This window comes from Candidatus Chlorohelix allophototropha (assembly GCF_030389965.1).
In the GTDB taxonomy this organism is placed as follows: Bacteria; Chloroflexota; Chloroflexia; order Chloroheliales; family Chloroheliaceae; genus Chlorohelix; species Chlorohelix allophototropha.
Genome location: NZ_CP128400.1, coordinates 1920304 through 1945700, shown reverse-complemented (window position 1 = coordinate 1945700; position 25397 = coordinate 1920304). Strand labels below are relative to the sequence as shown.

At 47.5% G+C, this 25397-nt stretch carries 22 protein-coding genes and 1 pseudogene; 13 read left to right on the top strand and 10 right to left on the bottom strand.

Going from position 1 to position 25397, the window contains the following annotated elements; all coding sequences use genetic code 11:
* Positions 1-59 precede the first annotated feature (59 nt).
* Positions 60-533 carry a VOC family protein gene (locus tag OZ401_RS20955; RefSeq protein WP_341470476.1) on the bottom strand — a complete coding sequence of 158 codons (474 nt, stop codon included), beginning with the start codon at positions 531-533 and terminating at the stop codon, positions 60-62.
* Positions 534-738: 205 nt separating this feature from the next.
* On the opposite strand from OZ401_RS20955, the gene OZ401_RS20950 reads away from it, so the two are divergent.
* From OZ401_RS20950 to OZ401_RS20940, 4 genes and pseudogenes are all read left to right on the top strand, one after another.
* Positions 739-1080: a DUF1801 domain-containing protein gene (locus tag OZ401_RS20950; RefSeq protein ID WP_341470475.1), complete on the top strand. Its 342-nt coding sequence runs from the start codon at positions 739-741 to the stop codon at positions 1078-1080.
* Positions 1081-1420: 340 nt separating this feature from the next.
* Positions 1421-2143: pseudogene (locus tag OZ401_RS25950) on the top strand (WD40 repeat domain-containing protein); the annotation flags it as partial.
* Positions 2123-2275, top strand: coding sequence for a hypothetical protein (locus tag OZ401_RS25945; protein ID WP_425607641.1), 153 nt, complete (start codon positions 2123-2125; stop codon positions 2273-2275). The pseudogene OZ401_RS25950 and the gene OZ401_RS25945, both read left to right, overlap by 21 nt.
* Positions 2276-2350: 75 nt before the next feature.
* Complete coding sequence (locus OZ401_RS20940; protein WP_341470473.1) at positions 2351-4015, top strand: RodZ family helix-turn-helix domain-containing protein; 1665 nt, start codon at positions 2351-2353, stop codon at positions 4013-4015.
* A gap of 252 nt (positions 4016-4267) precedes the next feature.
* Here OZ401_RS20940 and treS read toward each other — a convergent pair whose 3' ends face one another.
* The 3 genes from treS to OZ401_RS20925 all read right to left on the bottom strand — a co-directional run bounded on the left by treS (position 4268) and on the right by OZ401_RS20925 (position 9054).
* Positions 4268-5893 (bottom strand): maltose alpha-D-glucosyltransferase, encoded by a 1626-nt coding sequence (treS, locus tag OZ401_RS20935; protein WP_341470472.1) that lies wholly within the window; start codon positions 5891-5893, stop codon positions 4268-4270.
* A 59-nt stretch (positions 5894-5952) separates the two neighbouring features.
* The gene (locus OZ401_RS20930) at positions 5953-7965 is read right to left on the bottom strand and encodes an alpha-amylase family protein (RefSeq protein WP_341470471.1); all 2013 of its coding nucleotides are present in this window, start codon (positions 7963-7965) and stop codon (positions 5953-5955) included.
* Between the two features lie 72 nt (positions 7966-8037).
* Complete coding sequence (locus OZ401_RS20925; protein ID WP_341470470.1) at positions 8038-9054, bottom strand: LacI family DNA-binding transcriptional regulator; 1017 nt, start codon at positions 9052-9054, stop codon at positions 8038-8040.
* A gap of 317 nt (positions 9055-9371) precedes the next feature.
* On the opposite strand from OZ401_RS20925, the gene OZ401_RS20920 reads away from it, so the two are divergent.
* From OZ401_RS20920 to OZ401_RS20890, 7 genes are all read left to right on the top strand, one after another.
* A complete protein-coding gene (locus tag OZ401_RS20920; protein ID WP_341470469.1) occupies positions 9372-10901 on the top strand; it encodes an ABC transporter substrate-binding protein in 1530 nt (509 codons plus the stop codon).
* A 273-nt stretch (positions 10902-11174) separates the two neighbouring features.
* Positions 11175-12299 (top strand): carbohydrate ABC transporter permease, encoded by a 1125-nt coding sequence (locus OZ401_RS20915; protein ID WP_341470468.1) that lies wholly within the window; start codon positions 11175-11177, stop codon positions 12297-12299.
* Positions 12299-13426, top strand: coding sequence for a carbohydrate ABC transporter permease (locus tag OZ401_RS20910; RefSeq protein ID WP_341470467.1), 1128 nt, complete (start codon positions 12299-12301; stop codon positions 13424-13426). Before OZ401_RS20915 ends, OZ401_RS20910 begins: the two co-directional genes overlap by 1 nt.
* Positions 13427-13603: 177 nt before the next feature.
* On the top strand, positions 13604-13864 hold the full coding sequence (locus OZ401_RS20905; RefSeq protein WP_341470466.1) for a hypothetical protein: 261 nt from the start codon (positions 13604-13606) through the stop codon (positions 13862-13864).
* A 69-nt stretch (positions 13865-13933) separates the two neighbouring features.
* On the top strand, positions 13934-14380 hold the full coding sequence (locus OZ401_RS20900) for a hypothetical protein (protein ID WP_341470465.1): 447 nt from the start codon (positions 13934-13936) through the stop codon (positions 14378-14380).
* A gap of 30 nt (positions 14381-14410) precedes the next feature.
* Entirely contained in the window at positions 14411-14602 is a 192-nt protein-coding gene (locus OZ401_RS20895) for a hypothetical protein (protein ID WP_341470464.1), read from the top strand.
* 76 nt (positions 14603-14678) lie between these two features.
* Positions 14679-15638: a hypothetical protein gene (locus OZ401_RS20890; protein ID WP_341470463.1), complete on the top strand. Its 960-nt coding sequence runs from the start codon at positions 14679-14681 to the stop codon at positions 15636-15638.
* Positions 15639-15652: 14 nt separating this feature from the next.
* Here OZ401_RS20890 and OZ401_RS20885 read toward each other — a convergent pair whose 3' ends face one another.
* The 5 genes from OZ401_RS20885 to OZ401_RS20865 form a co-directional block, all read right to left on the bottom strand.
* Positions 15653-16021 (bottom strand): hypothetical protein, encoded by a 369-nt coding sequence (locus OZ401_RS20885; protein WP_341470462.1) that lies wholly within the window; start codon positions 16019-16021, stop codon positions 15653-15655.
* A gap of 264 nt (positions 16022-16285) precedes the next feature.
* Positions 16286-16684, bottom strand: coding sequence for a hypothetical protein (locus tag OZ401_RS20880; protein WP_341470461.1), 399 nt, complete (start codon positions 16682-16684; stop codon positions 16286-16288).
* Positions 16685-16833: 149 nt separating this feature from the next.
* Entirely contained in the window at positions 16834-17232 is a 399-nt protein-coding gene (locus tag OZ401_RS20875; protein ID WP_341470460.1) for a tetratricopeptide repeat protein, read from the bottom strand.
* A gap of 203 nt (positions 17233-17435) precedes the next feature.
* Positions 17436-18056 carry a DUF1295 domain-containing protein gene (locus OZ401_RS20870; protein ID WP_341470459.1) on the bottom strand — a complete coding sequence of 207 codons (621 nt, stop codon included), beginning with the start codon at positions 18054-18056 and terminating at the stop codon, positions 17436-17438.
* Positions 18057-18211: 155 nt separating this feature from the next.
* Positions 18212-18574, bottom strand: coding sequence for a hypothetical protein (locus OZ401_RS20865; RefSeq protein ID WP_341470458.1), 363 nt, complete (start codon positions 18572-18574; stop codon positions 18212-18214).
* A 135-nt stretch (positions 18575-18709) separates the two neighbouring features.
* On the opposite strand from OZ401_RS20865, the gene OZ401_RS20860 reads away from it, so the two are divergent.
* Together OZ401_RS20860 and OZ401_RS20855 are read left to right on the top strand one after the other, a co-directional pair.
* Entirely contained in the window at positions 18710-19816 is a 1107-nt protein-coding gene (locus OZ401_RS20860; protein WP_341470457.1) for a cystathionine gamma-lyase, read from the top strand.
* 378 nt (positions 19817-20194) lie between these two features.
* A complete protein-coding gene (locus OZ401_RS20855; protein WP_341470456.1) occupies positions 20195-20380 on the top strand; it encodes a hypothetical protein in 186 nt (61 codons plus the stop codon).
* A 14-nt stretch (positions 20381-20394) separates the two neighbouring features.
* On the opposite strand, the gene OZ401_RS20850 is transcribed toward OZ401_RS20855, so the two are convergent.
* Complete coding sequence (locus OZ401_RS20850) at positions 20395-25251, bottom strand: PAS domain S-box protein (protein ID WP_341470455.1); 4857 nt, start codon at positions 25249-25251, stop codon at positions 20395-20397.
* Positions 25252-25397: the final 146 nt, after the last annotated feature.

Here is a 25397-nt window from a genome sequence, read left to right as displayed (position 1 = left end):
AAACAAGGGGCTTTAAGCCCCTCGTCTTGATTTAACTTTCGTCCTATGAGGTTACACTCCTACCCATTCGCGTAGGCTTGCTTCAACGCCTGTATGTCAATTTTACTCATTTGGAGCATTGCCTGCATCACTCTGCCCGCTTTCTCAGGGTCTTTGTCTCCCAACAACTCGCCCAAAGCAGTCGGAATAATTTGCCACGACAGCCCGTATTTATCTTTTAGCCAGCCGCATCTATCTTTTTCTCCGCCTTCCGAAAGCTTCTCCCACAGTTCATCCACTTCTTCCTGCGTTTCACAGCTTACAAAGAGCGATATTGCGGGCGTGAAGCTGTAATGTGGTCCACCGTTCAGCGCGAAAAACTCTTGTCCTTCCAGTTGGAAAGTTACGCTCATCACCTTCCCCGGTGCGCCGGGGGCTTCTTCGCCGTAGCGCGAAACGCTCATCACCTTTGAGTTTTTGAAAAGAGACACATAAAAGTTCATTGCCTCTTCGGCTTTATCATTGAACCACAAGAAGGGGGTAATTTTTTGCATCAAAGTTCCTCTATTTCTGATCAATTAATTGATCTATCTTTAATCTCAATTTGCTACAAATCCAAATTCACAGAATATATCAACATCCTATTGTATTTGAACCTCTGGTATAATTATAGCACCTTTGTTTTTGAAGCTAACAAACCAATCTACCAATTAGAGAAAAAGAGCCGATATAATTGGAACATACAAGGGGGCTAAATATATGACGGTGGACGAATTTGTAGAAACCAACGTGTTACCGCAATTTCATGAGGTTGTGGCGCTGATACGCCAGCTTATGCGTGAATTAGCGCCCGCTGCCAAAGAATCAATCAGCTATGGTATTCCTGCTTACACAGGCAACAAAATATTTGCAGTTATCAGCCCAACCAAAAAGGATATTACCTTATCCTTTTCACGAGGCATACAATTTGAAGATAAATACAATTTGTTGCGAGGGGTGGGCAAATCCTCAAAGCATGTAAAAATCAAAAGTGTAGAGACTGCAAATATAGAAGCTCTTAAATACTATATAAATCAAGCTCTGGAACTGGACAAAAACTAAGCATTGGGTATCCGCCCAAATCCTTCTTCTCTAATCTTTAGCTATCTTAAGGTGTGACTTTATGCGCGGAATGAAAAAAACAAATCTGGCTAGTCTGTTACTGCTATTAACATTCTTTCTGGTGGCTTGCGGGGATAATACTGCTACTGCTATCCCTTTGACCACTACTGCCCCTACCACGAGCGTTGTGCCAACTACGAGCGTTGCAGTAACCACAATCGCTCTCCCAACCGCTACAGTTGCACCGACTACCACTTCAGCAGTAGCTACCACACAAGAGACTACCAACCAACTCGCCCTGAAATTTCGCTACTCTACGCCGCCTGCCCTTCCCGGTATCTCTGTCGAATCGGTAGCGTTTAGTCCGGACGGAAAGAGCTTTGCCAGCGGGAGTTATAAAGAAATCAAGCTGTGGGACAGCGCAACGGGGAAGGAACTCCGTACCCTCACAGGTCATTCGGGCGATGTCGAATCGGTAGCGTACAGCCCGGATGGAAAGACCCTTGCCAGCGGTGGTGATAATACCATCAAGCTGTGGGATGTGGCATCGGGCAACTTGCTCAACACTCTCACAGGTCATTCGAGCGAGGTTGAATCGGTAGCGTACAGCCCGGATGGAAAGACCCTTGCCAGCGGGAGTATAGATAAAAGCGTTAGGCTGTGGGATGTCGCTTCTGGTAAAGAACTTCGCTCCTTCACGGGTTATTCTAACTATATCATATCGGTAGTGTTCAGTCCGGACGGAAAGACCCTTGCCAGCGGGAGTTATGAAGAAATCAAGCTGTGGGATGCGGCATCGGGCAACTTGCTTAACACTCTCACGGGTCATTCTGGCTATATCAGGTCGGTAACGTTTAGCCCGGACGGAAAGAGCCTTGCCAGCAGCGGTGATAATACCATCAAGCTGTGGGATGCGGCATCAGGCAAATTGCTCAACACCCTTACTAGTCATTCGGACGAGGTCTTTTCGGTAGGGTTTAGCCCTAATGGGAAGAACATTGTTAGTGGTAGTCTCTCGGATAGCAGTGTAACTCTATGGGATGTGGCTTCTGGCAAGGAACTTTACAGCAATATCATTGCCCAAACTGCTCAAACCACCGGGTTTATCGTTTCCACCCTTTCGCCAGATGGCAAGCTACTTGCTACAGGTCATTGGGATGGTTCTATCAAAGTATGGGAAATCGTGGGGCTTTAATGTGGAAAGGTTCTAGGCGTGGCTATCTCTATAATTGCCCTTCCAGAAACCGAACATAACGAGAGGAACGTTTTTATGAGAAGACCTAGCTTCTATCTAATAACTTTAGCGTTATTGTTATTAACGTTCTTTCTGGTGGCTTGCGGGGATAATACTGCTACTGCTATTCCTTCGCTCACTGCTACCGTTCCCACGCCCACCGTTGCCCCCACCACGAGCGTTGCGCCAACTGTCACGCCCGTTTCTTTTGTAGCCACCGTCACCCCTGCGCCAACCACCAGCGTTGCGGTAACCACAATCGCCCTCCCAACCGATACAGTTGCACCGACTAAAGCGGTATCAACCACCACTTTGCCCGTCACTACGCTTGCCACTACCACCGCTGCCAAGCCAACCCCCGCGCCAACCGCCCAACCTACGCCCACGCCTGATTCCACTATCGGCAAATTGGCAAATGTTGTTTACTCCAAAAGCGACGGTTTGTACGCTTTCAACCGCGCTAGTAGTCGCAGCTTTAAACTGTCAAATGATCTCATTTTCAAGTTTGTTGTTTCCCCCGATAATCGGGTGGTTGCTTACTATGCCATCATCGACCAGCATTTAGAGTTGAAAGTTATAACCCTGAACGGCGCATCTGCTACCCAACCGCGCACCCTCGATAGCATGGTCGGTACTTACACTCCCTCTACCCAGAGTAATCCTTACGCCGGGAACTATTTGCGGGCATATTCACTGGCTTTCTCGCCCGACAACAATTTGCTTGCCTACAGCAAAATGAACCTTGCCGGGGCGGCTTTCAATTTCTGGGGTACTGAGGTCAACCCGATTGAGGTTTGGGCGGGGGATGTCACTGCTCTTGCGGTGCGTCCGCTTGTGCCGAACAAGCAAAAAGACTTTATGTACAATATGGTTTTCAGCCCGGACGGAGCGCGGGTTGGCTTTATCCGAACCGCTTATTTCCCCACCGATGTAAGCGGAACTTCGGCTATCTATTCGGTGCATAAAGACGGTTCTAGCCTTGCTCTGTTGGAAGATGGCGCGGTTATCGGCAAACAGGTCACGCCGGGAAATCAGACGGTAGTAGGTTTGATTAAGGATTTCTCGTGGACAGGTTCGCTTGGGATTACTTTCAGTATGATGGGAATAGAGAGCTATAGCGTGTGGGGGCATGACCTTAACTCCGGCAAAGGCTGGATGCTATTTAACGCTAAAGACTTGGACAATCAAAGTTATTTTTATGACCCTTATTTGCAGCGTTACGCTTTTATTTACAACAAAGGGCTTTACACCATCGGCGCTACCAATGCCAATGAGAAAATGACGCTGGCTAAAAATAACCTCGGTGCAACGCTTTTGAGCGGAATAACACCTATAAACTTTTATAATAGTAATCTGCTCTTTGTCACCGAATCAAATACCGTGGCTGTCCAAAGTATTAACCCAGACGGTTCTTTGCTCAGCATAGCTATTGGCTTACCCGCGCTACATAAGCCCAACGGCAAAATCGTAGGGGCGCTACCCGGCTATGGCAATTGGGTGGTCACTTGGAATTTTGGGGATAGTAATCTCTATATCGGGATTTTTAGCGGGGATGGCAAAACTGTAATAAACTCGATAGTCCCGCCAATTTTGGACGGTAAGTTAGAAAGGCTAAGCCCGGATTTATTGCTGGTGCGCAGTTCCGCCGGGTTACAGTTGCTGGACTTAAACGGCTCTACTTTGCTAATGACTATCTATTAGGATTAGAGGTTTTGCTTGAATATAAGGAGAGGCAGAATTATACATTCTACCCCTCCCAAGCAAGGAGAAGGTTATTTGACCATGAGAGAGTTTGCTTTAGCCCCCCGACTGTACCATTTCTTCTAGTAACAACTCAGGCTAGGTACAAAACAAACGAAAAAGGGTGCAGGGGAAACCCCCTGCCGGGGTAATAGGGGTGTCCCCTATAAATTCCTCCCTCATTTCCCCCCCTTGAGGGGGCTAGGGGGTGAATTAAAGTTTGAGCCAGTAATAACCGAACGGCTCGGCGCTGATTGAGTAGGGCGCATCTCCGATTGCCGGGAAAGCCACCTCGCCTATCAGGTCAACCGGAACAGACCCGGCAAATCGGCGCAAATCCAGTTCGCAGCTTTGGCGAGCGCTTGAAAGGTTGTTTACTACCAGAATACGGGTGTCCTTATCGCGGCGAATATACGCCAGCACGCTTTTATTTTCAGGATAGAGAAATTCAAGCTCTCCTAAGCCAAAGACGGGGTATTGCTTACGCAGTTTAATTAACTGCTTCACCCAGTTTAATAGCGATGACGGATCGTGCTGCTGCGCTTCTACATTCACCCATTTGTAGCCAAAAACCGGGTCTTCGATAACCGGAGAATAGAGTTGTGCCGAATCGACGGTGGAAAATCCCGCGTTGTGGTTGGCGTTCCACTGCATAGGGGTGCGCACACCGTTGCGGTCATACAGATACACATTATCGCCCATCCCTATTTCATCCCCATAATATAGAATCGGGCTACCGGGTAGGGAGAAAAGCAGACTGTTTAATAGCTCAATCCTTCGGCGATCATTATCGAGCAGAGGCGCTAATCTTCGGCGAATACCCACATTTATTTTGTGGCGCGGGTCGGGGGCGTACACCTCGTACATAAAGGCGCGTTCTTCGTCCGTAACCATTTCGAGGGTTAGCTCGTCATGGTTGCGCAAGAAAAGACCCCATTGGCAATTCGCCGGAATTTCGGGCAAACGGCTCATAATATCAACAATCGGGGTGCGCTCTTCTTTTTTAATTGCCATATAAAGGCGCGGCATGATGGGGAAGTTGAACGCCATTTGGCACTCGTCACCCTCCCCAAAATAAGGGCGCACATCCACGGGCCACTGATTGGCTTCTGCCAGCAAAACTTTGTCGTTATAATGTTTGTCTATTTCGCTGCGCAACTTTTTCAGGTAAGCATGCGTTTCGGGCAGATTCTCACAGTTAGTACCTTCGCGCTCAAACAGGTAAGGCACTGCATCCAAGCGGAAGCCGTCAATGCCCATATCCATCCAGTAGCGCATTACGTTGAGCAATTCCTCTTGCACAGCGGGATTATCGAAATTCAGGTCGGGTTGGTGCGAGAAAAAGCGATGCCAATAATACGCCTTCGCCTCGTCATCCCATGTCCAGTTGCTGCGCTCGGTATCGGTGAAAATGATACGCGCCCCGCCGTATTTCTGGTCGTTATCATTCCACACGTAATACTGCCCCTTAGCGGAGTGCGGGTCGCGCCGCGCTTCCTGAAACCAAGCGTGTTGGTCGGAGGTATGGTTCACCACTAAATCGGTAATCACCCGCATATGGCGTTGGTGCGCTTCTTCCAGAAAATTTTTGAAATCTGCCAATGTCCCAAAATTGGGATTTAGCGCGTAATAATCCGAAATATCGTAGCCGTCATCCCGCAACGGGGATTTATAGAAGGGCAAGAGCCAGATACAATCAATCCCCAACTCTTGCAGATAATCCAGCTTTTGCCTTAGCCCTTCAAAATCGCCGATGCCGTCATTGGTGGCATCATAGAAAGTCTTAACATGCACTTCGTAAAAAATTGCAGTTTTATACCAAGGAATAACTTCTGCCATTGGTTTATACCCTTTTCATTACAGCATCCACAATAATTTCAGAAAATCCGGGCGCATCCCTACCCTTGATTCAACTCATCTTCCGAAATCAGCCACAAAAATTGGTAAGGTTGGAGCGCTAGCCTGCCCCATTCAATCCTGAGAGGCGGGTTATCCGGTTGGCTGATGTCGCGGATGGGCCAGCTTAACTTTTGCTCCATCAGGATATTTGCGCCCACGGTAACAGGGAATTCAGAGAAGTTGCATAACGCCACCATATTTCCATGCGCGGGGTGTTGGCGCACGTAAGCAAATACATGCTCGTTATCAGTCCATAGCGGATAGGCGGTAGAGGCGCCGTGTAATTGGCGCGTTTGCTGCCGAATAGTAATCATGCGTTTCATCTCTTTGAAAATACGCCCTGTAACCGTTTCGGCATCGTGGCGGCGGGCTGCCACCTTCCAAGGCATAGCGGGGCGGTGCATCCAGCGGTTGTCGTTGGCTTTTAGCGGGTTTTTCAGGTAACTTTTATCGTTGCACAGCCCTAGTTCATCGCCCATATAGATTAATGGAATACCGCCGTAGGTGAAAATTATGCTGTAGAGTAACAATATTCGCCGTATTGCTAGGTCAATATCGCGGGGATTGCCCTTTTCAACCGCTTTCTCCAGTCCTGCCAATGACGCGGTCATACCGCTCATGCGCCCATCGCCGTTAGCCGGGTTATATTGGAAAAGTTCTCCGCGCGAGAATGAGCCGGGAAATTTCCCCGAATAAAACTCGTTTAGGAAGTTGCGATGCAAGAAGCCGTTTTCGCCGACTGCTTGCGCGTTTTCATCGGTGATTGCCCAACCGATGTCATCATGCAACCGCACGTAGGTAACCCAAGTTGTGCCCACCGGAGTAGCGGGCATATTTAGCAGGGTATGCGTCATGATAGTTACTTTACGACTGGCAAGGGTACTCCATAGCAGCACCATCAGCGAGTTGTTATACGCTAGTTCGCATTCTTTCCCGGTATGTCGCCCCGTTCCCAGATAATGAATCAAGTCTTGCGGGGCAACAATAGCTTCTGCTTTGAAAATGACGCTAGGCGCAACAATACGCATCAAGGAGTGAAAAGCTTGTAGCAGTTCATGAACTTCGGGCTGGTTCTGGCAGTTAGTACCCATGCGCTTCCACATAAAGGGAACGGCATCCAGCCGTAAAATATCCACCCCTTTGTTTGCCAGAAAGAACATATAGGAGAGCATTTCGCAGAATACCGCCAGGTTGGTATAGTTTAAATCCCACTGAAATTCGTTAAAGGTCGTCCAAACCCATTTCCCCTTGCCTGCCATATTCGGATACCAGGTAAAATTGCCCGGCGCAAAATCGGGGAATACTTCAGGCAACGTTTTTTCGTAGGCATCCGGCAAGGTACTCTCATCATAAGTGAAGTAGTAATCCAGATACTTAGGGTCGCCCTCCATCGCTCGCCGCGCCCATTCGTGTTCTTTAGCGGTGTGGTTTACCACCAAATCAATACACAGGCTCATATTGTTAGAATGTAATTCCGTTGCGAGATTTTCGAGGTCGTCCATATTGCCAAGCTCAGGATTTACCGCGCAATAATCCTCAACGGCATAACCGCCATCATTTGCGCCCTCTCGCGGTTTTAGCAAGGGCATCAGGTGGATATAATTTGCGCCAAGCTCTTGCAGGTAGGGCATTTTTTCGCGCACACCCTTGAGCGTGCCAGCAAAAAGGTCAACATAGTAAATCCCGCCCACCATAGACTCGCGCTGAAACCAATCGGGGGTTATTTCTCGTTCCACGTCCAGTTTTTTGAGCGGCTCAGGGCGTTCCGCATAGGCGGCGATAATTAAGGAGGCTAACGCCATGAACTGCTCTTCAAAATCGGGTCGGGACTGGTAAAGACTTGCCAGCGGTTCGTAAAAATCGGCAAAGTAGCGTTCAAGCCGAATTAAAAACAGGTCACGGTCGCGTGGATTCCACGCTTGGGCAATTTTCTGAAGCTTTTTATTGAGTTTATCGACAAAGCTAGTATAAGCTTTTCGAGTGTTGGGGCGCATATAAGCGGCGTTAGACATATTAGAAATATTGCCTCCCAAGATTTATTTATTGTCTGGAGGAATCAACTTGAAGGCGCATAGCGGAATCTATTAGTTCACAGCACTTAAAGGGGCAGCGGTAGTTTTCCTCTCCACCAGCGCCGTTTCAAGCCGGATTAACTCGACCTCATTTGTTTTATTTTCGATTTGATTCAAAAGTTTAGTAAAACCGAGTTCACCCATAAGTTGCATTGGTTGTTGGATTGTACTCAACTCCATAATTTCTGAGAGTTCAACTCCATCAAAGCCTATTACCGAGAGGTCAAGCGGCACCAGCAAACCGTGATTGCGCGCTGCTTCCAACACGCCCACCGCCTGTACATCTGAGGAGGCGAATATCGCAGTGGGAGGCTCTGGAGATTCTAGCAATTGCTTAGCGGCGCTGCGCCCGCCCGCCCGATTCCACTCAGTTTCAAGCATCAGCGAAGGGTCATACTCTATTCCGGCATCTGACAACGCCATATGTACTCCGATAAGGCGATCGTTTGCCTGATTGAATTTGAAGCTACCTTCGACAATCCCGTTAATAAAGCCGATGCGGCGATGTCCTTTGTCGATAAGGTGTTTTACTGCCTGATACGCGCCCATTACGTTATTAACCACAATTGAGGTTAGTAACGGACTATAGCCGTCCAGCACTACAGTTGGCAGGTTATTTTTATGAAAGCTCTGGGCGATGGCTTCTTCAGGCGAGAGCGAAACAATTATCAGCCCATCAACCCGCCGTAGCATGGGCAATTTGAGAAAATAATGCTCACGTTGTTTATTATCTTCAACGTTATAGATTACCAGTTCATAGCCCTGTTTAGTGGCAGCATTGATTAATCCCCGCAAAACTTCACTGCCGAAGAAGCGCGTTACAAAGGGCATGATAACGCCGACCGTTCCGGTGCGCCGGGTTATCATTGAGCGGGCGATAGGGTCTGGCGAGAAGTTCAGTTCCGCAATTGCTGCCAGAACTTTTTGCCGAGTGCTTTCTTTTACCGCTTCGCTATTGTTAAGCACCCGCGAGACTGTTCCAACACCCACCCCTGCTACACGCGCTACATCCACAATTGTAACTGCCATGACAAATTACCAACTTTTACGTAATAAAGGAATCTTGTGCTAGGTTAATTGGTGGAAAGGCTTCCAATATTTATAATTCTAGCATGGCTTTAACACCTTGTAAAGATTTGAAAACACAAAATATTCCGCAACCGTTTATTGCAAGTTGAGCCTGTGAGGGCATTTCATTTCAGGTATAGATAAATCAAATGGATTAATATCCGATGAACTATTGACAAGTGTTGTTATAAATGATAATTTAAAAATGTCCCATTATGGAAACGCTTCCATTATTTGTTATAAGCTCAACCATCAGTTTCTTTTCAAGGAGGATGCGAATGATGGTATCTAGCCCGAAACCCCGTATGAGGAATCGCTGGGGTATTTTCTTGCTGGTTATTTCCATGTTGACATTGGCGTTGGCGGCTTGCGGCGATAATACTGCTACGCCAGTTCCGGCTACAACTGCTGCCGCTACTAAGGCTGCAACCACTGCTGCTGCGACCACTGCTGCTGCAACGACGACCGCCGCCGCAACTACTGCTGCCGCAACGACAACCGCTGCTGCAACGACAACCGCTGCTGCTGCCGGTAAAACTGACTACAGCAAAGTTGGTCAGGAACTGGTAGATGCTTTTGCCGGTAAATACAAAGGCACCAAGGTTACTATGTTTGGTCCCTTCACTACTGACGATGAAATTAAGTTTAACAACTCCATGAAGGCGTTCAAAGATGCTACCGGTATTGACATTCAGTACACTGGGGACAAAACTTTTGAAACTACCATCAACGTGCGCGTTGAAGGTGGCAATCCGCCTGACATTGCGGACTTCCCGCAGCCCGGTTTAATGGCAAGTATTGCCAAGTCCGGCAAAGTTATGGATCTTAACAAAATGATCAATCCTGCTTGGCTGAAGCAGAACTACAATCAGGGTTACCTTGATTCTGATACTGTAGATGGACCCAACGGCAAGATTCTAGGTGGTATTTTCCAGCGGGTTAACGTTAAAAGTCTGGTATGGTATCCCAAAAAGGCTTTTGATGCTGCCGGTTACAAAGTTCCGACTACTTGGGCTGAACTTACGACCCTGATGGATCAGATCGTGAAAGACGGCGATGCACCGTGGTGTATCGGTATCGAAAGCGGTACTGCTACCGGTTGGCCCGCGACCGACTGGACTGAGCAAATGATGCTGCGCACCACCACTTTGGAGAACTATGACAAATGGGTTGCCGGTACATTGCCCTTCACTTCTCCCGAAGTAAAGAAGGCAGTACAGACTTGGTCTAGCATTTGGTTCAATGACAAGTATGTTTACGGTGGACGCAAGCAGATTGTCAGCACCAACTTTGGCGATTCTCCTACTCCGATGCTTCAGAATCCGCCTAAGTGCTGGTTGCACAATCAAGGTAACTTTATCACCACCTTCTTCGAAAAAGCGAAGCCGGGTGTAGTAGGTGGCGTGGATTACGATTTCTTCGTACTGCCCGCGATTGATACTACGTTTGGCAATCCGCTGGAATTTGCTGGTGATACTATGACAGCATTCGCCGATCGTCCTGAAGTCCGCGCTGTAATGCAGTACTTCTCCACCTTTGATGGTGTAAAAGGCTGGGTTGCCGCTGGCGGCGCTCTCTCTCCTCACAATGACTCGCAAATTTCGGTAATTACCAATCCGAATGACAAGAAGGTTCAACAGGCTCTGCTCGATGCTAAAGCCGTTCGCTTCGATGGTTCGGACAACATGCCCGGCGCAGTCGGTTCCGGTACCTTCTGGAAGGGTATGACCGATTATGTGAGTGGCTCGGCAGATATTGATGCTGCTCTGGCTGAAGCGCAAGCTGGCTGGGCAAGCGTTAAGAAGTAGTTCCACAAACGGTTTGTACAACGGGTGTCACCTTTTTAACAGGGTGTCACTCGCTATCAATAGCGGCACAGACTCTTCTCGCTCAATTAAAAAGTAAAAAGTGCCGCTAATTACCAAATTTGTAAAAATAGTGTATATTTGATTATCACTTGTCCAAAAAGAAACCAACAATCGAATCCCACTATATAATTTTGCTCCTTAATTTGTGACAAGTTAATTTCCTTTCTGATTTTTCAAACAAACCGTGCGCTGTCTTTTAATAGGAGAGTTGAAATGCAACCCACGACCGAAATAGATCCTCGGCAGACTTCAACGCCACATGTGAAAAGCTGGGAACCCGGTCAGTTTTTTCTTTCATTACTAGGCTTGTTAGTTACTCTAGTGGTGCTTTGGTGGGGCTTTCTGTTTTTACGCGGTGATTTCTTCCCAGATGCGCAAAACTGGTTTAAGGCAATTTTTGCCATTGTCTGGGGTGTAGGTGGGGTCGCCTCGTTGTTCACAGTTTCCAATATGTTGGTAGAAGCTTTGCCAAATGATGTGCGCCGAAGAATCCAGCCCTATATTTTCGTAGGACCCGGTGTAGCTTTTCTGGCTTGGTTCTTGTTGATACCTTTGCTGCGTACTTTTTACCAGAGTTTCTTTGATGCCAGTTCTACCAATTTTGTAGGGCTAGACAACTATCAATCCGCTTTCACCGATCGTCAGATGTTGGAGTCATTTAAGAACAACCTGCTTTGGCTGGTTCTTGGCACCGGGCTTTGCGTTGTTTTAGGACTGTTGATTGCAGTGTTGGCAGATCGTAGCTCTTTCGAGAATTTTGCCAAAGCCTTGATCTTCCTACCAATGGCAATTTCATTTGTGGGAGCGGGCGTGATTTTCCGTTTTATGTTTGCTTACCAGCCGGTTGACCAACCTCAAATCGGGGTTTTGAATGCGGTGTTGGTGGCTTTGGGAGGACAACCGCAGGCGTGGCTTGCACAAGAGCCGTGGAATACCTTTTTCCTAATCATAGTGTTGGTCTGGATGCAGACCGGCTATGCGATGGTGCTTTTCTCGGCAGCCTTGAAGGGTGTGCCGGAAGATTTGCTCGAAGCCGCCCGGATTGACGGCGCTTCGGAGGTACAGGCTTTCTTTGGGATTATTATCCCTCTAATCAAGGGGACGATTATTACCGTAACTACCACTATTGCTATCTTCACTTTGAAAATATTCGATGTGGTGATTGTAATGACGGGCGGTCAGTACGGCACCGAAGTGGTGGCAACCCAATTCTATCGCCAATTCTTTACCAACCGTAACTTTGGTTATGGCTCAGCGATTGCGATTGTCTTATTCATCGCGGTGTTACCGGTGATGATTTACAATCTGCGCCAGTTACGCAAGACGGAGGCATTTTAATGGCAGTCGCAGCAAGAGCAAGAACCGCAGGTTCAAAACGCTCAAAAATCACTTCCGGTATTCTGGTGAATGGGTCGTTAATCCTAATTTGCATATTGTGGGTAATTCCAACGCTTGGTTTGCTGATTTCTTCGGTGCGTACCAGAGATGACATTAATACTTCCGGTTGGTGGCAAGTATTCCCTCACCTTGAGTATGCCACTACTCGCACGATACAGCTTACCGCCGGGTTGCCGCTAGACCAACCGATTGTGGTGTCCGATTTAGGGGTGACTATTTCCGATGACCAGATGCGCGCCGGCTATAAATTGCCCGATGGCAAGCAAATTAAATGGGATAATCGCCGGGCGCGGACTGTGGCGGTGCAAGAGCAAAATTGGACTACCACCGCAAATTTCACCCTTGAAAACTATTCAAGCGTGTTGGTAGGACAGCAATATACCTATAAAACTGCCGATGGCGTGGAAAAGACCGATCAGGGGCAAGACCTCAGCGGGGCTTTTATCAGCACTCTGGTGGTAGCCATTCCCTCAACGGTTATTCCAATTCTTATCGCGGCGTGTGCGGCTTATGCTTTTGCATGGTTGCGTTTTCCCGGTCGTGGCTTGATGTTTGCGTTGGTGGTGGCGTTGCTGGTAGTACCACTACAGGTCGCCTTGATACCGATTCTCAAAGATTACACCAGTTTGGGAATCACAGGTACATACCTTTCGTTATGGTTGGCGCATACCGGGTTCGGTCTGCCGCTGGCAACGTATCTGCTCTATAACTATATCAGCACCTTGCCGCGCGAGATTCTGGAATCGGCGCAAATAGACGGCGCATCCCAATTTACCACTTTCACGCGCTTGATTTTGCCGCTTTCGATTCCGGCGTTGGCTTCCTTCGCGATTTTCCAGTTCTTGTGGGTCTGGAACGATTACTTAGTGGCGTTAATCTTCTTGGGTTCATCGCAGGGTACGCAGGTGTTGACCATGCGCCTAGCCAATATCGTTGGTTCACGCGGTCAGGACTGGTATTTGCTGACTTCCGGCGCGTTTATCTCGATGTTGTTGCCATTAGCCGTATTCTTTGGTCTCCAACGCTTCTTTGTACGCGGGTTGCTGGCAGGTTCGGTTAAGGGGTAGACTCTTCAAATAAAGTTTAACGGTAGGAGGGTTTAACCGCCCTCCTTTTTTAATTTTAAATTAAGGAAAAATGATATAGTAAATTCGGTGGTTTTGTGATAAAATTTTATGATTTTAATATTAATATTTAACTGTATTAGAGTTGTGCTTGGTACTATTTATCGATGGAGCAGCGAAATGCAAAAGTGGGAATATATGACTTGGGTGGTTGGTTATGCTGGGACAGGTGCTGATCTGGAAAATAATTGGAAAGGAGGTAGCATAAAATATATAAATGGTATTGCTGTACCTAACTGGAAGAAATCTACCAAATCATTGGTTGAGGAATTGAACAGGGTTGGGGAGGAAGGTTGGGAGTTATTAGGTTATGAATTGGCGCTCATTTCCAACGGTTTTAGCGGCGATCCAATTCTACTATTTAAGCGACCAAAACCTTAATGTTTCCAAGAATTGTTGAATAAGATGGATAGTAATCCTAGCTTATGACTATTGTAGGAAATCTAATTAATGAATTGGAATACAGATTCTGGGCAAATATTATTAAGTGTTTATGATCATTACCTTGAAGAGGGCTTCAACCAATTTTATGTTGAAAATATCATCAGAGAATTTCAATTTGATATAGCCAAATTACAAAGAGCCTTACGAAGCCTGATTTCGCTAGGATATGTTAACAAGATAAATTATCTTACTGGAAATTTGGATATTTTTGCATTTACTATTACACAAGAAGGTTTAAAAGTTTGTGCACAGGCAAGAAATGATTTAAACGAAAATTCTATAAGAAGTGTCAAAGATGCATTAAAAAATAATAGAATGAACCTTGATATAATTGATAGGAAGTTAGCTGCATTTGGTTTTGTTCATTCACCTGCTTATTTAGAGATCGAGAAACAGCACATTTTAGAAAATATTAATTATCTCGAAAAGCGTTTAAACGAACTCGAAAAATAATCTTTTACATTAATCAAGAGTCATATACAAATGCCTGAAGACAAGGAACTAACCCCACCCGATTCCGAAACCGACAAACCGGAAGAATCGGCACAAGATGGCGATGAGCAGAAACACCCACCTAAGAAAGAATCTGGCATCAGCCCTGAGCGGAGAAGCCGTTTTATGTGGGGTGAGGGCGATCTGGTGATTATTCGACCGGGCGATGATAAGAAGGAATAGATTTTGAAGGGGGCTGAAACCCCCCTTTTTTGCGGTATGATAGAGAAGGGAATTAATTTAACGAAAGGGAGGCAGGATGGCGGCTAACGTGAAGCCGGACGCAAAGCTGGAAAAGTTGCTAAGTCTGAAAGCTGCTCCGCGAGAGCAGGCGCTATACGCCGTTGAGTTGCTCAAGAGCGAGCGCAAGCGACAAACGCTAGAGGCAGCGTTGCGGGCGCTGACGGATTACCCGCTACCGGAAGCGCGTCCCGCGTTGCTGGCGTTGTACCGACGCTATGAGGCGGACGGGACGAAACTTGATTCGGGTGCGTTTCTGCGGGCTACTATTCTCAAGGCTTTACACACGCTGGCGGTGGCGGAAGATTTGCCCCTGCTGGAACGCGCCGCCTGTACCTACGAGAAGATGCCTTCGTTGCACGATGCGCAAGGTGCACACCTGCGAGCCGCTGCTTTGAAAGTGTTGTTCGAGGTGGATGAGACCATCGCGGCATTTCATTGTACCCGGCTGTTGGCAGACCCCGAAACCTCGCGCATGTCGGGCGAACCCGCCCTGACGGCGGTAAAGCTGTTGGCGATGCAGCACAATTTGCTACCGCTCTATTATTATGCGATACAGGAGGGCGAGAAGATTGCCGAAATTACGGCAGAATGTTTGCGAAGTCTGACGCGCTTGCCCGTTGCGTTGGTGGATTTGCTAGTGCAGAAATACGGCGCGTTGGGTAACGAGGCGTTGCTGATTGGGCTTTTCGATTTGTTGTTGACCCACGTAGAGGGTAGCCACTTCCACCCCTTCCTATTAAATTTTCTTGCCGTCACCCGTCACTATGATTTATATCGCTACCTCGCGCTTGGCATAGTGGCGGGCGACAGCGAGGATTTGTTGAAGGAGATGTTAGCGGCAAGCAAAACTGGACGCGATAAACGAAAAACCGAGATATTGCGCGAAGTGCTGCTGCTCTATCGTCACCAGAACCCCGCGATTAGGGCGGCTATAAACGAATTGCTCAAACCCGCCCCACCGCTTAAACAGCCCTGATTGCCTGACAATACTCAGTTGAAAGTCATATGTCGGCGTTGATGTATGCCGGAGACGAGAGTGAGTGTACCTCCCAACGCCAGCAGCAACGCGCCTCCCATCGCTACCCCTTGGTAAAGTTCGACAGTGTAGTTATTATTCGCCAGCGTCAGGTTGAGCAGACCCGGCAACGCCAGCACTATCAGCAATACCCCCCCGGTACGCGGCAAGCGCAAAGCAATTAATACACACAGCAAACTTGCCAGCGCCGGTAGCGCAAAATAGAGCATGGTGTAAAGTCCCCAAAGCGGAGAAAGACGGTCAATGCCTAGCACACAGGCTACCAGCAGCAAAACGCCTCCCGCTGTGCCACACCAGATACCTGCTTCATGTCTTTTGTTCATCGCTTTTTCTCTTTCCACAGCCATAAAAAATGCTTGCAGAGGTGACCTATCACTATCTAAATTGTAGCGCGGGCGGGTAAACATTCCGGTTAAAAAGCATAAAAAAAAGCAAGAGGCTTGAACCTCTCGCCAGAAGCAAAAAGATTATTCGAGGGTGATGCTGGCGCTTCCGGGCTGGCGGCAAGCACATAAAAACCAACCTGAACGGCAAGGTCGCAACTTCACGACCGATGCCGGGACTGTTCAGGTTGGTTTGTTATACCACTACAACTCATTAACTATAAAGGTGCGCCGGTTTAGCTGACGCTGCGCCGTGAAAGCCAGCGCGCCGCCCCCTACCAGCAACAGCACGCCTACCAGCGATAGAATCACCGGCACGATAGGTAAGCTCCAAACACCAGAAACCTGCGACAAGAACGCACACTGAAACAACAGGCCCGGTATGGCTACCAGTAATAAGGCGATTCCCTCAGCTTTAGCAGTACTAAACTCCAGCAGTAGGGCAGACAATATTATTATTACCGGTACTCCGAAAAAGATTTCAGCGGCGAATCCCATCAACGGGTTAGTCTCGTGTATTCCAACATAGACCGGATAAGCGGAAAAAACTAGCAAAACCCCGGTTATTCCGCACATCACGGCAGTTTTACGTAACCGTTTCATGTGAGTCGCCTCCTTGCTAAACTACTTCTACAGGAGTAATTATATCCGACTCAGGTTAAAATAATGGTAAACAAATTGTAGCATTAACTACATACTACAGTTGATAAATATGTTAAAGGCAGTTTAATGATTTTTGAAAAATGCGGTAATCAAACGATGTGCCATTGCTTCTTGTGCGGTTGCTGTGCTGCTTCCAATTCGCCCATATCGTGAAGCGTCCGCCCCAGCGTATTGAGGCTCATAGCAACTTGGGGATGGTTCTCGCCAAAATGCTTTTCCACTATGCGGTGGGCACGTTCTAATAACTGCCGGGCTGCTACAAAATCGCTCATTCCGTAGCGCAACATCCCCAAATTGTTTAGACAAGCGGCAACCTTTATGTGTTCAGTTCCATATATCGCCTCGGCAAACTTCAGTCTTTGCTCAAGATACCGCTGCACCCGCAGGTAATCTTCTTTGACAAAATGAAGATAAATTCCACTTTGATTGCTCAGACTACCCGCCGACTCTCTTTCCAGTATCGCGCCCACCTCATCCCATTTTTTCACTGCCGCTTTCCTCGATTCCACTTAGTTTTAGCTAATTTATTAATAATCATCATTTGTAATTTTAATAAACGCTAAATCTGTCCCAATTAGCTCAGCTTTGGGAGAATTGCTGTACAAATTTCAACATTAAATCTTATAAAGGGAGGGCGTTGTGGCTGAAAAGTTGAATCAGTGTCGGCGAAGGGTGCAGCCTTCGCCCGACATTAAAAAAGAAAAGGAAACATTCGTTTGGTGTGTGCCTTGTATTCTTTGAAATTGCTGAAGCGCGATAGCGAGCGGTCTTTGCGTACCATCTGCGGCAACCACACGAATATTATCACGCCCGCCAGCAGTAGCGGGGGCAGCCAGTGTAGCGGCATAATGCTAAAGCTGAGGTAAATCAAAAACTCTCCGGTATAATTGGGATTACGCACCTTACTCCACAGCCCTTCGGTAATCAACTCGGTAGGGCGCAATTGGAGGCTGGTGTATTTTTGCATATCGCTGGAGTAATGCAAGAAAATTCCCAGAATGTACAGGCTGATACATAACGCCAGCAACCACGGGGGCGCTTCAACATGTCCGGCAGTGATGAACCACGGCGCGATCCAGTAGAGTGACAGTATCAGCCAAATGAAAAGGCAGCGCCCTAGCGAAAGGCGACGCTCCCAATGGCTATCGGGGAAAAGGCGGCTTTTCAGCACCCATAGCAGACAATAAGTGCCATGCATGGCGAGATACGCCCACGCAGTATAATTATTCCACTGTTCGTACAGCGCTATCATTAGCAAAATAACTAGCGGAGTCGCCAATTTATGGGCATCAATAAAATATCTGGGTTTCATAACCGAATGGCTCTCCTTATAGGGGTAACCTAAAGTTACAGGGCATTAAGCAACTGTCGCAAACTTGTTATAATATTAACTAAATAAAGTGAATTTTAGGTTAATTTAGAATTAAGAAGTGATAATAAAAGTATAAGATTTGTCTAAAAACGCCCCTAGTGCGGCAAAAGCAGCAACGCCAGTAGCAACGCAATCAGTAATACTAGCAAGATAATCACAAAAGTGAGGAATTGTGACGGCAACTCACGCGAATCGGGTGTAAAGGTGGAGGAAGACGCAGAATCGGAGAGCGGCGGTTGGTTAAGCGGCTTTATCCTGATATCGTCCGGCACTTGCAAATGCCCGCGCAGTACCAGTTCGCGCTCAAGCTGTGCTATCGCCAGCATCTCTCGTTCCATTTTTTCCACCAACGCTTGCGGCACTTGTAGATAGCCATACACTTCGGCAGCATTTTCTAGTTCGGACAGCGCGGCTTTGTGCTTTTCCAGTTCATAAAATACATGCTGAATATTACTCATTTAATGTCTCCAATGGGGTACACCCCTATTAACTCGCACCCTGTCACTTCAGTTATATTACTTTCCTCAGCGAATTTCAATGGGCTATAATGGCACAAGTGAATATTCGGTCAGCAAGCGGAAAGAGATAATACTATGTACGATGCAACCAGAGTGACCCGCGCGGGTGTGCCGGAAGCGGTGCAGGGCGAAGCGTTTTTGCAAGGACCCGTTTTTGCCTCAGCTTTTCATGCGGCAGGCGACCCCTCCGCCGTACCCTATACCTACGCCCGTTTCAACAATCCCACTTGGAATCAGTTCGAGCAAGCGCTATCAGAATTGGAAGGGGGCGAGGCGGTGGTTTTCCCTTCCGGTATGGCTGCGGTAGCCTCAATTTTTGGTACGCTGCTGCGCCCCGGCGATACACTGGTGCTACCCTCCGACTCATATTACACTTCGCGGGTGATTGCGCAGGGCTATCTGGCAGAAATGGGTGTAAGGGTGCAGCTTGCCTCCACGCGCGGCAATGCTCAACTCGCCCATTTGGAGGGCGCGAAATTGCTTTGGCTCGAATCGCCTAGTAATCCGGGTCTTGAGGTGTGCGATATTCGCATGCTGGCAGAAGCGGCACATGCTCAGGGTGTGTTGGTAGCGGTGGATAATACCACGCCTACTATGTTGGGGCAAAAGCCGCTCGAATTGGGCGCGGATTTTTCGGTTGCCAGCGCCACCAAAGCTCTCACCGGACATAGCGATTTGGTTCTTGGCTATGTGGCGGCAAAGGATTCAACTTTGCTCAGCAAGGTTCGCGCTTGGCGCACCCAACAGGGCGCAATCCCCGGTCCGATGGAAGTGTGGATGGCGCATCGCTCGCTTGGTACGTTGGCGTTGCGCTTGGAGCGGCAGTGCAACAACGCGCTGGCAATTGCGCACTTTCTCTCGCGCCGCCCGGAAGTGCTGGAAGTGCGCTATCCCGGTTTGCCGGAAGACCCTGCCCATTCCATTGCCGTGCGCCAAATGAGTTATTACGGTCCGGTGGTGAGCTTTACGCTGGCGAGTCGGGAGCAAGCCGAAAAGTTTCTGGCAAATTGCAAACTGGTGTACGAAGCTACCAGTTTCGGCGGTTTGCACACCAGCGCGGAACGGCGGGCGCGTTGGAGTGGCGATATTATCTCGGAAGGCTTCATTCGCTTCAGTGCGGGCTGCGAGGACATCCGCGACTTGCTGGCAGATTTGGAGCAAGCGCTGGCGACTCTCTCTTAAGACATATCCCCAAGACGTAATATCGAAAGGGTATTGGTGTACAAAACGACTTTCTAGAAGTGGGGAAATTTCCTACATGCTCGGTACGTCCTCTTGCCCATAGCCGCTTAGTCGCAAGATACAAGCCTAATCGTCAGGATAGCAGTATCGTTCCGGTGGGGCTTTATAGTACAATTAAGGCTATCCGGCGTTGAATATTTTGTGCGATTAGGGCTAAAGGAAAGTAACTACTCATTCCTTGAGACGAATTAACGAAAAAGGGGGCAGGGGAATTTCCCCGCCGGGGTCATAGGGGTGTCCCCTATAACTCCTCCCTCTCTCCTTTCCCCCTTGAGGGGGTTAGGGGGTGAATAGTTACAAAGGAAAGGACTCAATTCGATGAAACGTAAATACACTAATACCGAGTTATGGCTGCTGTGGGGTATATCCTTCGGCATGGGTAGCTCAGTAGTGGTTTTCGCTCTCACCTCTTCAACCGGAAGTTGGGCATTAACCGGCTTGGGGGCAATGCTTGGTCTTATAATCGGTACGTTCAAAGATCGCAGCAAAAGCCCCCGTCCTTAGCTCACGCACAAGGACTACTCCGTTTCTGGTAAGGGTGCGTCTAGGACTTCGCGAATCTTGCGAGAAAATTCCTCTGTGGTAAAGGGCTTATGAATATAGGTAGATTCGGGCAATAGTGTTCCATCAATATCGAAATCCCCGGTATAACCCGACATAAAAAGCACTTTTAAGCCGCTTATTAAGCTTTTAATCTCCTCGGCTAGTTCAGGTCCCCCCATCCGGGGCATTACAACATCGCTTATCAGCAGATGAATCTTAGCATCATATTCCTGTGCCAATTTCAGGGCGGCAATACCATCTCCCGCTTCCAGCACCTTATAGCCGTTGTTGCGTAATAACCGCACCGCCAGCTTGCGAATCGCTTCATCATCTTCCACCAACAGAATAGTTTCCGTGCCGGTCACCTTTGCGCTGGATTCCGCAGTCGCTTCGGTGGGAACATTTCCTGCCTCTTTCAGGCTAGGTAAAAAAATCTTGAAAGTTGTGCCTAGCATGGGTTCACTATACACCCACACATGCCCCTCGTTCTGCTGCACAATCCCGTAAACAATGGAAAGCCCTAACCCAGTTCCTTTCCCCGTTTCTTTGGTAGTAAAGAATGGTTCAAAGATATGGCTCAAGGTTTCCTTATCCATGCCTTTGCCTGTATCGCTTGTTTCCAGCACAATATAAGAGCCGGTCTTTATTGTTATATGCTTGTCGGCATAATCATTATTGACCTCAAAATTATATGTTTTGAGCTTTAACCTGCCTCCTTTGGGCATCGCATCTCTGGCATTAACCGACAAGTTTAAAATAACTTGCTCTATCTGACCGGGGTCTACTTTTACTTTACCGAGGCTTTTTTCTAGTTCACATACCAATTCTACATCTTCGCCGATCACGCGCCGCAACATCTTTTCCAAATTTCTTATTAGCTCATTTAAATCTATCTCTTTGGTTTGCACTACTTGGCGGCGGCTCAATGTCAGCAATTGGCGAGTCAGCGCAGTAGCTCTCTGCGTGGCTTTATTGATCTCCTCTAGCTCTTCCCGATGCGGGTCATCCTCGTCTAAACTGAACTGCCATATATCAATGTAGCCCTGTATAACGGTTAGCAGATTGTTAAAATCGTGCGCCACTCCGCCTGCCAACTTGCCTACCGTTTCCATTTTTTGAGCCTGGAAAAGTTGTTCCCTATTCTTCGTCAATTCATCTTGCGCCCGCTTGCGTTCGGTAATGTCGCTCAATACCGACAAAACTTGAGGCTTGCCATCGAGTTCAATTATTTCGAAGGAAGCTATTACACTGCGGATTTCACCGCTTTTAAGGCGGTACTCGTTGTCAAAATTATGAATATAGCCTTGTTTTTTTATCTGCTCAACCGCCATATCCCTGAGTTCAGGTTTTACCCACATTTGTAGCTCAGCGGCGGTATGTCCGATAAATTCTTCTCTAGCGTAGCCAAAGAAATCAAGCGCTTGCTGATTGGCATCCAGAATACGGGCATCTTCCAACCCTGAGATTATAATGGGCAAGGGACTGGATTTAAAGACTTTGGAGAATTTTTCTTCCGAGTTGCGCAGGGCTTCTTCGGCATGTTTGATTTCGGTCACATCATTAATCATCGACAGAATTCGTTTAACTCCGGCGAGTTCTATGATTTCGTAATAAGCCAGCACACGGCGAATATCCCCGTTTTTTATACGGTAGGTAGTGTCAACCTGATGAAGATAACCCTGCTTAAGCAGCATATTACCGATGTATGCTCTATGCTCAGGCTCAGGCCATGTGCCAAGCTCCATGACGTTATGCTCGATACTTTCCTCGCGAGTGTAGCCTGAAAGTTTGAGTGCGCTAGGGTTAATATCGACAATCTGCCCTTCAGCGCTGGTAATTATAATCGCTGCCGGGCTGGCGTTAAAGATTTTGGAGAATTTTTCTTCCGAGTTACGCAATGCCTCTTCGGCTTTTAACCGCTCGCTGATGTCGCGAGCAGCCACCACGAATACCGACTTACCTTTTAAATCAAAGATGCGCAGCGCCATTTCGATGGGGAAAATTGAGCCATCCTTGCGGCGGTGATAGCGCAGCGGCACTAGCATACTGTCAAAAGTTCTGTTAGAAGTCAGTTCCTGTGTTTTTTCCGGTTCCGCCGAAATATCAGTATTGCGTAAAGCCTTAAATTCTTCTTTGGTATAACCATAAATTTTGGTGGCAGAATCATTGGCATCCAGAATTAAGCCGGTAGCTTGCTCAACTAGGAATATAGCTTCATTGTCCAGTTCGAAAATTTGCCGATATTTTTCCTCGCTCTCGCGCAAGGCTTTTTCAGCTTTTAACCGCTCGGTAATGTCTCGCGAAACACCCAGAAAGCCCTTGATATTCCCTGTATCATCAACCATCACGCAGGCAGAAACCTCTGTCCAGACGGTGCTGCCATCTTTGCAGGGCTGCTCCAACTGATACAAGTTCTTGCGCCTCTTGTAAGTACCTGTCTGAATAGCTTTAATTACTTCAGTCAACCGCTGGCGCATAATTGCGGCAGATTCGGGAGTCAACGATTCGTCTGCCGTTTGTTGCATAACCTCTTCGGGGGTATAGCCTCTGAGTTGAAATACGGAAGGGCTGACATAGGTAAATTTGCCCTCCATATCCATCGTCCAAATCACATCGTTGGAATTTTCGGCGACAAGGCGGAAGCGTTCCTCGCTCTCTCGCAAGGCAGCATCGGTTTTTAACCGCTCGGTTATGTCGCGGGTGATACCCAGAAAGCCTCTGATATTCCCGGTCGCATCAAGCAGTAGGTTGGCAGAAACCTCCGTCCATACCATACTGCCATCCTTGCGGTATTGCTCCAATATGAATAATTTCCCCTGCCTCTTGTAAGTCCCATTTTTTACAGACTTGATAGTTTCTATCATACCCTGTTGGATAATTGCGGCAGATTGGGGGGTCATGGTGTCTTTTACATTTAGTTTTAAAACTTCTTCAGGCGTATAATCGCTAAGTTGCACTATGGCAGGGCTGACATAGGTGAAATTGCCCTCCATATCCATCGTCCAAATCATATCGCTGGAACTTGCGGCGACAAGGCGGAAGCGTTCCTCGCTCTCGCGCAATGCCTGTTCCGCTTTTACTCGCTCGGTAATATCGCGGGATGCCCCAACAAAATACGAGGGTTTGCCGGAAATAGGGTCAACTATCTGCTGAATATTGGTTTCTACCCAGATATATTCGCCGTTTTTACGCCGCATCCGGTGACTAAGAGGGATTACCGCGGTACTGTAAGTTTTGGTGCGGAGGTTTTTATATATGGCTTCTTTATCTTCAGGATGGAAAAAGTCAGTTGATAGTCGCCCTAACATTTCTTCCGGTTCGTAACCCAATAAGGTGCGGCAAACCGGGGAGATATATTCAATTGAACCGTCAAGCTTATCGCGGAAAATCATGTCGGCGGCGTTTTCAGTCAGGAATCGGAAAAGCTTTTCGCTCTTGTACAAAGCTTCTTCGGTACGAGCGCGTGCTTCATCATTTTTAAAATGAGTCAAGGCAAAGCAAATGTCCAATACCATCTCATCCAGCAATTGGACTATTTCATCATCGAAGTGCCCCACTTCGCCGGAATAAAGGGTTAATATTCCAATTACCTTGTCGGATAATACCAGCGGGAAGGCAGCTACAGACCGGAACCCAAATGTCGCTGCGCTTGTGCGCCACGGTAAGGTTATAGGGTCGTTAAAAAAATCATTACAAATGTAATGGCGGTTTGAATGAAAAACAACCCCGGCTGGCCCACGCCCTTCCGGTACGTTCGAGTTAACCGCAATCCTAATAGAGTCAAGGTAAGCCAGACTTTCGCCAAACTTTGCCACCGGAACTATATATTCCCCATCGGGTTCAGGCATCCCGATCCACGCCATTCTCAAGCCGCCAAATTCTACGGCAATGCGGCAAACTTCCTTGAACAATGTTTCACGCTCTTGAATCCGAATTATCGCCTGATTGGTCTGGCTGAGGGCAGCATACATATTGCTCAATTTGAGGATACGCGTTTCAGCCGCTTTTTGCGGCGTAATATCGGTGTGCGTACCGATCAGGCGCGTGGCTTTTCCATCCGCATCTCGCTCTAGCACTTTGCCGAGCGAAAGAATCCACTTCCAGTTGCCCTCTTTGGTGCGCATGCGGTATTCCATCCTGTACTCGGTGAGTTTACCGACAATACAGTCGTTCAGCACCTTTAGGCTATGCTGTAGGTCATCGGGATGCAAAAGCTTAACCCACGAGTCTAGGCTTTCAATCAGCGAGGAAGGTTCGTAGCCAAGCATGCTGAGATATTCGCGATTGATAACGCCTTGACCTGTTACTAAATCCAGATTATAAAGCCCTTGTTTTGCCGCCTCCAACGCCATGTGCAGGCGTTCTTCACCTTCCCTATGGTTATTCTCAATCTGTTTTTGGTCGTTCAAATCCAGCGCTAATACCACTACGCCGATGATTGCCCCGCTAGAATCTCTGATGGGATTATGGATAACCTTTAAATAATGGCGATGATTTTCATCTATGCCGAAAGAAGTCTCCACCTTTCCTGCCGTACCGCTAAAAGCGCGGTCGAGATTATATTTGGCAACCTCGCGATCTGCTTCGCTGGTTATACAATCCAACTGGTTTTGTCCCAACTGGATTTCAACCTCATACAACCTTTGCATAAGTTGGGCGTGACTTTTATTGAAACTGGTATAGCAGTAATTTCTATCTAAAGAGAAGCAGGGGTTGGTGGTGCTTTCTAAAACTTCTTGCAAAATTAGTGAAGAAATATTCTCAGTGGCGTTATGGTCTTCGTATTTCTTATTATTTGCTGATGATATTGTAGTTTGTTCAAAGTGTTGCATTTTGAAACTCTTAAAAAAGCTTATCTATAATAACATTTAGCCGGGAGTTTTCATATGCCTTCTATTATCTCTCAAATTCAAACAATAAGCAATAAGTTTAGTCACATAATTAAATTAAGTATTTATAAATTAAATCAGCAATAGTG